Annotated in this window: 8 protein-coding genes, 1 tRNA gene and 1 CRISPR repeat array; of the genes, 7 read left to right on the plus strand and 2 right to left on the minus strand. The window is 40.1% G+C overall.

Features of this window, described 5'->3' with window-relative positions:
* The first annotated feature begins 20 nt into the window (after window positions 1-20).
* A CRISPR array of direct repeats spans window positions 21-892; the repeat unit is 30 nt; unit sequence GATTAATAGTAATATAGGATGTATTGAAAC.
* A gap of 145 nt (window positions 893-1,037) precedes the next feature.
* The 3 genes from RHS_RS25000 to RHS_RS25010 all read left to right on the plus strand — a co-directional run bounded on the left by RHS_RS25000 (window position 1,038) and on the right by RHS_RS25010 (window position 3,873).
* Window positions 1,038-1,108 (plus strand) — tRNA-Trp (locus tag RHS_RS25000).
* Between the two features lie 246 nt (window positions 1,109-1,354).
* Entirely contained in the window at window positions 1,355-2,692 is a 1,338-nt protein-coding gene (locus RHS_RS25005) for an MATE family efflux transporter (RefSeq protein ID WP_027293443.1), read from the plus strand.
* A gap of 143 nt (window positions 2,693-2,835) precedes the next feature.
* Window positions 2,836-3,873 carry a serine hydrolase gene (locus RHS_RS25010; RefSeq protein WP_395023523.1) on the plus strand — a complete coding sequence of 346 codons (1,038 nt, stop codon included), beginning with the start codon at window positions 2,836-2,838 and terminating at the stop codon, window positions 3,871-3,873.
* Between the two features lie 95 nt (window positions 3,874-3,968).
* Here the strand turns inward: RHS_RS25010 and RHS_RS25015 are convergent, their stop codons facing one another.
* Together RHS_RS25015 and RHS_RS25020 are read right to left on the minus strand one after the other, a co-directional pair.
* Window positions 3,969-4,739: a type III pantothenate kinase gene (locus RHS_RS25015; RefSeq protein ID WP_027293444.1), complete on the minus strand. Its 771-nt coding sequence runs from the start codon at window positions 4,737-4,739 to the stop codon at window positions 3,969-3,971.
* Between the two features lie 120 nt (window positions 4,740-4,859).
* Window positions 4,860-5,519, minus strand: a complete 660-nt coding sequence (locus tag RHS_RS25020) for an ECF transporter S component (RefSeq protein ID WP_044289271.1) — start codon at window positions 5,517-5,519, stop codon at window positions 4,860-4,862.
* A gap of 356 nt (window positions 5,520-5,875) precedes the next feature.
* Between RHS_RS25020 and coaBC the strand changes: the two genes are divergently transcribed.
* From coaBC to RHS_RS25040, 4 genes are all read left to right on the plus strand, one after another.
* Complete coding sequence (coaBC, locus tag RHS_RS25025; protein WP_044289864.1) at window positions 5,876-7,090, plus strand: bifunctional phosphopantothenoylcysteine decarboxylase/phosphopantothenate--cysteine ligase CoaBC; 1,215 nt, start codon at window positions 5,876-5,878, stop codon at window positions 7,088-7,090.
* An 86-nt stretch (window positions 7,091-7,176) separates the two neighbouring features.
* Window positions 7,177-7,404, plus strand: a complete 228-nt coding sequence (locus RHS_RS25030; protein ID WP_027293446.1) for a hypothetical protein — start codon at window positions 7,177-7,179, stop codon at window positions 7,402-7,404.
* Window positions 7,405-7,475: 71 nt separating this feature from the next.
* Window positions 7,476-8,393: an AAA family ATPase gene (locus tag RHS_RS25035; protein WP_027293447.1), complete on the plus strand. Its 918-nt coding sequence runs from the start codon at window positions 7,476-7,478 to the stop codon at window positions 8,391-8,393.
* Window positions 8,394-8,434: 41 nt separating this feature from the next.
* Window positions 8,435-10,060 (plus strand): nitric oxide reductase activation protein (locus tag RHS_RS25040; RefSeq protein ID WP_047834710.1); only part of this gene is annotated, 1,626 nt, incomplete at its 3' end.

The following is a 10,060-nucleotide window of genomic DNA, read 5'->3' on the forward strand; positions in this document are numbered from 1 at the left end:
TTATAATAAGTTTAACAGTGGATTAATAGTAATATAGGATGTATTGAAACTACATTAATATTCAACCTCCTTCGTTGCTTCTATGATTAATAGTAATATAGGATGTATTGAAACGGCGTTGCCCTTCGATATCTGTATTCATTATTGGAGATTAATAGTAATATAGGATGTATTGAAACAGTGAAATTGTACAATTATAATATTCGCTTTTTGATTAATAGTAATATAGGATGTATTGAAACACAAAGACCGGAAGACTTATAACCATTGTAAATTGATTAATAGTAATATAGGATGTATTGAAACTGTTTTATATCGCTGAATTTGACAGTTTTTAGGTTGATTAATAGTAATATAGGATGTATTGAAACCCTTTTGAATTGATATCTAAGATATTATTATTCGATTAATAGTAATATAGGATGTATTGAAACGCAATAGCATGGAAAGTTATGAATATTATACAAGAAGATTAATAGTAATATAGGTTGTATTGAAACTATATGGATTTTGGGAACCGTGTGGAATGGTGTGCAGATTAATAGTAATATAGGATGTATTGAAACATGATTACCGTATATCCATTAACAGAAGCCAGCCCCAGATTAATAGTAATATAGGATGTATTGAAACAGAAATAGTGGTACCAGAGATCACGGAAGAATGGGATTAATAGTAATATAGGATGTATTGAAACGAAAATAAGGGAGCCGCCTATGGTTTCCCTTTTTGATTAAGAGTAATATAGGATGTATTGAAACGAATATCAGAAGCAGGAGCATTATCTATCAAGATGAAAGATTAATAGTAATACAGGTTATATTAAAACAGTTCTTCTACAGTTTTAACAATTCTGTTTCAAGATTACTCATAATATAATATATCCTAAAACTTCTTCGTATATATACTAATAACTACCAGCAACCAAATAATTAATCATAAAATCATCCACCAATGTAAAATCACAATTAAAAAGAAAAAATGAATTGACGTCTCCCCAATTTTATGGTATAAATAACAAGTCGGTAATTTTACAGAGGGGATTGGTCAAGTGGTATGACAGAAGTCTCCAAAACTTTTAGTGGGAGTTCGATTCTCTCATCCCCTGCTATTACAGAACAAAAATAATCAACCGTAAGGTTGGTTATTTTTTTGTCTAAAAACGAAAATGTGTAAGAGGATGGGAATGTGTGGAAAAGTGAACTTTGTCAACATTTATCGAAAAGCACTGCAAAATCCAATATATTTCTGTAATATTAATTCTGGAATATATGGAACGGATATTGTATAATATTCAAACTGGTGTTTTGCCAGGGAAACGAAAGGAAATTTATAAAGGGGGATTCATTTTTTCATGGAAAGAGATATGACGGTTGGAAGACCGGCGAAGCTTATTTTGTCGTTTGCATTACCGGTATTTATTGGAAATGTATTTCAACAGTTTTATAGTATGATTGACTCGGTTATCGTGGGACGGTTTGTTGGAGTGGATGCTCTGGCAGCAGTTGGTGCTACCGGGACAATTATTTTTTTGATCTTAGGATTTTTAATGGGAATGACGACTGGATTCACTGTCTTAACAGCCCAGCGTTTTGGCTATGGCGATATGGAAGGTATGCGTAAGACGGTTGGATCGGCTATTATTTTATCTGTGTTCGTTACGATTGTTATTACGTTTGTCAGCGTGATATGGCTGAAACCGCTGCTGCATTTAATGAACACACCGGAAAATATTTTCCAGGATACATATACTTATATGATGATCACAGCATGTGGATTTTTCACACAGGTTATGTATAATCTTTTTGCCAGCATCCTGAGGGCGCTGGGAAACAGTAAGGTGCCGCTTTATTTTCTTGTGGTATCAGCGCTTTTAAATATTGTATTAGACCTGGTATTTATCATTGTATTCCATATGGGAGTTGCAGGAGCAGCGTATGCTACCGTTATCTCACAGGGAGTATCCGGTGTGCTGTGTATACTTTATATAGTATTTAAAATTCCAATGCTGAAATTAAAAAGGGAACATTTCAAACTGGATTTTTATTGTGTAAAGAACCAGCTTGGCATTGGTTTGCCGATGGCTCTTCAATTCTCTATTACAGCAATTGGTACAATTATGATTCAAAGTGCACTGAATACCCTGGGTTCCAGGGTAATTGCTTCTTATTCTGCTGCGTCTAAGATTGAAATCTTTCTGACTCAGGCTTTTAGTGCTCTGGGAGTTACGATGGCAACCTATTGTGCACAAAATAAAGGGGCAAATAAGATATCACGTATCCGGCAGGGAATTCGCCTGAGTGTAATATATACCATTATCTATGGGGTTTTGGCCGGAGGCGGTATTATTCTCTTTGGAAGGCATTTGGTTAATTTCTTTATTGTTGGACAGCCACAGGATATTATGGGGTATACACAGACATATTTTGTGATTTGCGGTACATTTTATCCGATTCTTGGAATCATCTTTACATTCCGAAACGGACTTCAGGGTATGGGTTACGGTTTGATGCCTATGGTTGGAGGCGTGGCTGAATTAGCTGCAAGAGCGGCCGTGGCAGTGATTGCTTCCGGTATTGGTTCTTATGCAGGTATCTGTACGGCTAATCCGATTGCATGGGTTGCAGCTAATATTCCATTGATCATCGCATATTTTGTGATTTTGAAACGGGAAGAACAGAGAGTAAGATAGGAAAAGTTAAGAGATAGCGATTTTTTGTAAAATGTTGTATGCGGTGTGTTTACATCGCAGATACTGATTTTGCAAAGGGTCGTTATTTTTTTTGCCAATTTTCAGAGTAATTTCAGTTTGTAAGAGTATGATGGAGTCGTAAAATGAAAAAAGCATACATGCAAGCAAAAGGGAATGAAATGAAGAATAGGAAACGTATAAATAAACAGCGAAGGTATTGGAAATGGATACAGATAGGGGCAGTAGTGACTGCAATAGTCATGGTCACTGCAGGAATCGGGTTTCAGCATTTTGTGGATGGATCGGAAAGTAAAAACGTTACAAACAACAGGAATACAGTGCAGGCAGCAGGTCTTACCATTTTAGAACCGGAGGACACTACCAGCGCTGATATCTCTCTGTTAGCGTCGGTGGAAGAGAGCAATGAGGATTTGATAAACAAAAATATTTCCTGGGAGGAATTGGAACTAAACCTGCAATCCTGCCTGAATGGGTATGATGGAGACTGGAGCCTTTATATCAAAGATTTAGCTGAGGACAGGAGCATCAGTCTGAACAGCCATGAGATGCAGGCGGCAAGTCTCATTAAGCTCTATATTATGGGAGCCGTGTATCAGCAGGCAGAAGAAGGTGGATTGATTCTTGACGGAAACCAGATAGCAGAAGAACTGGAGCAGATGATAACCATCAGTGACAACGAAAGTGCAAATGAATTGGTACGTGAGCTGGAACCGGAAAGTGAATTTGCAGATTGCCTGGAAAAGGTGAATAATTATATTGAAACAGCGGGATTCTCAGATACAAGACAGATTAATGGAATCGGAGATGTTTCTCTGTGGAGCGGAGAAGGGGTAAATACAACGTCTGTAAATGACTGCGGGGAATTTTTAGAAAGTGTTTATAATAAGACATTGGTTTCAGAAGAAGCATCAAATGAGATGCTGTCCCTGCTGCTGCAGCAGGAAGTTGATTATAAAATACCGGAGAGCCTGCCATCAGATGTTAAGGTTGCAAATAAAACAGGGGAAACGGATGATTGTGAAAACGATTGTGCGATTGTGTATTCCGACGGGGGAGACTATATTATATGTGTTATGTCCGAGGGGTGGACATCCGATGATGAAGCAGTGGCTAATATACAGAATATAAGTCAGATGGTATATGGGTATTTTAATCCTTGAAGCAGAGGATTGGAATAAAAGTAAGGAGAGTATAGTTATACATAGCATTAGGGGATCCGTGACAATCTGTCAGGATCCCTTGTTTTATAAATAGATTATAATCCCATATTTTTTTTATAAATCAACAACAAACCTTTCAGCAGAAGTTCATCATCCAGAATAATATCTTCCACACAGTGGATAACAATACTTTTAGCCAGTCCGCCGGTTGCAACAACCGTTGCTTTTTGCCCTAATTGTTTATTGATTCTGGTTATCATGCCATCGATCATGGATGCATTTCCATAGATCAAACCACTTTTCATACATTCAATGGTGCTTGTACCAATTAATTTTTTCGGTGCTTCCATGCTTATTTTCGGCAGTTGGGAAGTGCGGCTGGTCAGGGAGGAGGAAGAAACTTTCACTCCGGGAATGATCATGCCTCCAATATAATTTTTTTTCGCGTCCACTACAGAAATTGTAGTAGCGGTTCCCATGTCAATAATAATCAGGGGTAGCGGGTATTTGTGAATGCCGGCGACTGCATTGGCAATCAGGTCACTTCCTACAGTGGCAGGGTTGTCCATTAAGATATTCATGCCGGTTTTGACTCCGGGACCGATAATCATGGCAGAGTGTCCGGTGATTTTCTCGGCAGCATCCCGCACAATATTCGTAATCGGGGGTACAACGGATGAGATAATAGAGCCGGTTACCTCTTTTGGGGTCAGGGCATACATTTCCAGGACATTTTTAAAACTTATGGCGTATTCCAATTCCGTTCGTGTATGGTCTGTGGAAAGACGTTCCACGAAGAGGATTTTATCATTTTTAATGCATCCGATAACAATGTTTGTATTTCCTATATCAATGGCTAGAATCATAAATGTATCTCCTTTTGCAACTTTTGTGAATGTATAATCTGGAGTCTGTTTGAAAATTGCATTTCATGTATCTGCATGTTCCGGTTAACGGTATTATTCAAGCACACTCTGGCAGTTAATTTACTGCTGTGTGATTCTGGATTTTAAAAGAATACGTCCAATCAGGGCAACCAGAATAGCAGCAACGATTGCTTCCGGCACACCATTGATTCCAATGATGGAAAGGATGAATGTGTATACTGCATCAGAAGCTACTTTATTGGCTGTGGCATAAGCATCTTTGAAAAATACAAAGATCAGGTTCATAACCAGAAGCGTATTTGTCAGGGATCCAATCAGTCCGGCTGCCCCCAGAGATACCAGAAGACCGGAGCTGCTTTTTCTGGTCAGCCGGTAAAGCCCGTGATATACATAATAAGGTACAATACCAACTAAAATTCTTGGAACGAAACAGATAATAACACTGCCAATGCCGCCATGTATATCGCCAAGCGTATAAAATGGCGAAAAAACAAAGGACGTAACTGTTGGATTAATCGTATTATTAATAAAGCTTGTCAGTCCAAATACAAACCCTAAAAGGGCACCTTTTTTCGGACCTAATAAAAGACAACCGATAATTACCGGTATGTGGATAATCGTCGCTCGCGTAAAGCCCAGCGGGATATACCCCAGAAATGGTGTGAAGGCAAGGATTATAATCAGTGCTGCGAACAGTGCAACCTGTACCATGCCCAGTGTGCGAGGTTTTCTCGCCATTACTGTGTTTGTGTTATTCATTTTTTTCCTCCTTGTTATTATTCCCGGGATTGTGTCTTAAAAATCATTTTTAGGACACACTTTTATGGGATACAATACAATTACGGCGTTAGTATAGCACGATCAGTGTCCAAAAACAAGATTTAAATTACAGGTGCATTTTATAGAAAGATATGTTAGAATATTGGCATGAGTTTTCCAAAATACTCAAATAAACGCTATCAATGCCGATTAAAAAGTTTATTTCCGCGTGCAGCAAGCCAGCCGGACATGTCCGCATGTTCATCTGGTGGCTGCTGCGAGGGTCAGATAACCGCCGCTTGGGCATGGTATCTGACTGGATAATATATACAGGATTTGAGAGGAAGAACAAACAGATGTTAAAAGGAAAAACTGTAATTTTAGGAGTAACAGGCAGTATTGCGGCATATAAGATTGCGAATCTGGCAAGTATGCTGGTCAAACTGCACTGTGATGTACATGTTATTATGACCAGAAATGCGATGAATTTTATTCATCCGATTACCTTTGAGACATTGACGAATAACCGCTGTCTGGTAGATACATTTGACCGGAATTTTCAATATAATGTGGAACATGTGGCACTGGCTAAAAAAGCGGATCTGGTTCTTGTGGCTCCTGCTACGGCAAATGTTATCGCGAAACTCACTTACGGGCTGGCAGATGACATGCTGACAACTACCGTTCTGGCATGTACCTGTAAAAAAATAGTGGCACCAGCCATGAATACCCGTATGTATCAGAATAAAATCGTCCAGGATAATTTAAGAAAGCTGGAAATGAATGATTTTGAAGTGATCGCCCCGGCTACCGGAATGCTGGCATGCCAGGATGTGGGAGAAGGAAAGCTGCCGGATGCAGAAGTACTTCTGGATTATGTTCTAAAAGAAATCGCCCATGAAAAAGATATGGAAGGCATGAATGTTTTAGTAACCGCAGGCCCTACCCAGGAAGCGGTAGACCCGGTTCGCTATATTACCAATCATTCTACCGGAAAAATGGGTTATGCAGTTGCCAGAGCCTGTATGCTAAGAGGTGCAAAGGTAACTCTGGTTACGGGACAGACAAGCGTTGGGAAACCGCCATTTGTAGAAGTAATTCAGATTGAGAGCGCAAGAGAGATGTTCGAAGCGGTCTGCAGCCGTTATGAACAGCAGCAGCTTATTATCAAAGCAGCGGCTGTGGCAGATTACCGTCCTCAGTTTGTGAGCGAAGAAAAGGTGAAAAAATCCGGGGAGAAATTGGTTCTGGAGCTTGAACGAACAGATGATATATTAAAGTTTTTAGGTGAGCACAAAAAGCAGGGACAGTTTCTCTGCGGATTCTCCATGGAGACTGAAAATATGCTTGAGAATTCCAGGGGTAAGCTCCACAAGAAAAATCTGGACATGATTATTGCAAATAACCTGAAAGAGGATGGTGCCGGATTTGGTACGGATACCAACGTGGTAACAATTATAACAGAAAAGAAAGAAATACCGCTTTCCATCATGTCAAAAGAAGATGCGGCAAACTGTATTTTAGATGAGATCATGGTTGAAATCCGGGGGAAACAGAACGGTTATTGTTAGAACGTGTTTGAAAAAACAGTGCCCGCCTGATCATACAGTCTGTGCGCTGCAACCGTGGAAGTTCAGAAATGTCTGGGAGGATTCATATGAAGAGCTACGAAACAGTCTGGGAAATATATAATCAATGTTCCAACAATCAAATGCGGGACATCTTTGTGGATGAAATTGATACAGAAGATCCGGAACAGTTCATCCTGGATAAATTTAAAGGGAAAAACGTATCCTTTGAGAAATCCGTTTTAATAGACGGCACGATCGTCTTTGATATTATGGCATCCGGAATTAAACAGCGTTATTCTTTTACAGAAATATAAGAAAATTGGGTGGGTACATTTAGATGTATCCACTTTTGCAAATAAGAAATGTGAAATCACAGGAGGAAAACATGGAACAGATATTTGCGTCGTTGAAAGAGCAGCAGGTAAGCGAAGGGCTGTTAGCGGATATAGAAAAGTTCCGGAAGAAATACCCGGCAGAAGAGAGATTTACAAACCGTATTGTAAAGCCGCAGATACCGTTTCTTGGAAAAGAAGTATTTGAAATGGCAGCAACAGCCCTTCTTCAGGGCGAAAATGTATTACTTTCCGGAACTAAGGCTACCGGAAAGAATGTCCTGGCTGAAAATCTGGCATATATATTTGGAAGGCCTTCCTATAATATATCGTTTAATGTGAATACAGACAGTTCCTCTTTGATCGGAACGGATACATTTAAAAATAACGAGGTTCAGCTGCGTACCGGTCCGGTATATGAATGTGCTGTAAATGGCGGCTTTGGAATTTTTGATGAAATTAACATGGCAAAAAATGATGCGGTATCCGTATTGCATGCAACCCTGGATTACCGGAGAATGATCGATATTCCGGGATATGAAAAAATCGAACTGCACGAAGCGGCTCGTTTTATAGGAACCATGAATTACGGATATGCAGGTACAAAGGAATTAAATGAAGCGTTGGTTTCCAGGTTTATGGTAATTGATATGCCTCCGGTTACAGAGGAAACGCTTCTGCAAATATTAATAGAACTTTTCCCGGATGCTAAAGGAACCGGGCTGAAGCAGCTGACAGGTGTATTTATGGATTTACAGGAGAAAGCTTCTAATAATGAGATTTCTACAAAACCGCTGGATCTTCGCGGATTGATTGGAGCGATCAAAACGATTCAGGCAGGTCTTGCGCCGGAACTGGCTATACGCATGGGGATCATCAATAAGAGTTTTGATATATTTGAACGGGAACTCATTGAAGATATCGTAATGACGCGTATTCCGGAGGACTGGAGCAGTGCCAGTATATTTTGAAGATATAGTCACTGGCAGTATAACAGTTTTGAGGTAGACAGATGACAGATTTAGAACAGAATACAGATCCCCTTGAGGATGAAATAGAGATAGAAAACCGAATAAAGAATCTGATGTGGACAGTAAGCGGCGATTACCAGCTGGATGTAAAGCTGGATGTGGCTTCTTTTCGTAAGTCTAAATATATATCCCTTTATGATGCAATAAAGCAGGGAGCTTTTGCCCGCTTTTTTGACAAAGATCAGTTTGCGATGTATATTGTTAAGAAGGTATACTACGGTGCAGAAGAAGCCCAGCTTATGAATATTGCGCAGATCTGCGTTGATGCTGCATCTGTCAGAAAAGTATCAGCGGAACGGCCGGGAGTGCCTAGAATACGTAAAAAAGCGTTTGAAGCTATATTAGATTATGACTTTGGGAAAATGACCCAGTCTTTTATGGGCAGAGTAAAGATCTGTCTGATGCGCCAGGTTCTCACCGGTAATCTCACGGCGGAGAAGATGATTCTGGATACGGCAGAGACGGTAAGGCAGCTTGAAGAAGTACAGGATACCATGGAGATTATTAAAACGGTGGATCATCTTTATAACACTGTAGTAGACAAAAATTTTGTGAAAAAGCATGGGGACCTGGAACACGTTCTTGCGGTTACATTTGAGGATCTGAAAGAGTTTGACTGGAAAGACCTGTTAGAAGAAGACATGTATGAAGATTTGCTGGAACAGTACCTGGAGCAGGTGGGCAATCAGGTTACTTCCTTTGATGAAATGCAGGAAGAAGAGTCTTTGGAGCAGGAAAAGAAAAAAAGCGGTCAGCGTGTAATTATCCTGGATGAGAAAGCAGCTGCAAAAGTCTATGGGTATATTGAATTGACTTATGGCCGTTCATATTTAAATCCGCTGGAACAAAAGCGTATCAATCACCGATTGTGTACCGGAGCCCATGCAGACTGCAGCCTGTATTATACCGATGGTGTATTGGAAAATACAGTACGTGTAAATGCACAATATGTAAATGCCAAAAAGCAGGCGGATAAGAATCGTCTGGTCTATCATAACAGCAAAACGCTTTCCAGACGCAATATTGAAATTATGACAGATAATCTTAGACGTTCCCTGATGCTTCGCAATGAGATCGATTATGTAAAATCGGATTATGGTCAGATTGTTCCAAGCCGCCTGTGGAGGGTGGGCAGGGCAGATTCCGGGAAGCTCTTTACAAAAGCATGTAAGCAGAATTCTTCGGAATTTGTAGTGGATATTCTGATGGATGCCAGCGGATCCCAGAGGGACCGTCAGGGGCAGGTAGCACTTCAGTCGTTTATAATCAGTGAGGCGCTTAGTAACGTGGGGATTCCTCACCGGGTTATGAGTTTTTGCAGCTTCTGGGATTATACGGTAATGCAGCGTTTTCGTGAATATGACGAGAACAGAAGTGCAAACCGCAAGATATTTGAGTATACCACGTCTTCGAATAACCGTGATGGTCTGGCAATCCGGGCGGCAGGTGATTCCCTGTATCAGCGGGAAGAAGAAAATAAAATTTTGATTGTATTAAGTGATGGCAGGCCGAATGATGTGATTGTAAACCGTCCAGGCAGTCGGAATCCCAAACCGTATCATGGGGATTATGCAGTGTCAGATACTGCTTTCGAGGTGCGAAAGCTT

The organism is Robinsoniella sp. RHS, assembly GCF_001029355.1.
In the GTDB taxonomy this organism is placed as follows: domain Bacteria; phylum Bacillota; class Clostridia; order Lachnospirales; family Lachnospiraceae; genus Robinsoniella; species Robinsoniella peoriensis.

Coding starts and splice junctions, on each gene's coding strand:
- RHS_RS25005 (WP_027293443.1), top strand. CDS start 1,355: ATGGAAAGAGATATGACGGTTGGAAGACCGGCGAAGCTTATTTTGTCG.
- coaBC (WP_044289864.1), top strand. CDS start 5,876: ATGTTAAAAGGAAAAACTGTAATTTTAGGAGTAACAGGCAGTATTGCG.
- RHS_RS25020 (WP_044289271.1), bottom strand. CDS start 5,519: ATGAATAACACAAACACAGTAATGGCGAGAAAACCTCGCACACTGGGC.
- RHS_RS25010 (WP_395023523.1), top strand. CDS start 2,836: ATGAAAAAAGCATACATGCAAGCAAAAGGGAATGAAATGAAGAATAGG.
- RHS_RS25015 (WP_027293444.1), bottom strand. CDS start 4,739: ATGATTCTAGCCATTGATATAGGAAATACAAACATTGTTATCGGATGC.
- RHS_RS25030 (WP_027293446.1), top strand. CDS start 7,177: ATGAAGAGCTACGAAACAGTCTGGGAAATATATAATCAATGTTCCAAC.
- RHS_RS25035 (WP_027293447.1), top strand. CDS start 7,476: ATGGAACAGATATTTGCGTCGTTGAAAGAGCAGCAGGTAAGCGAAGGG.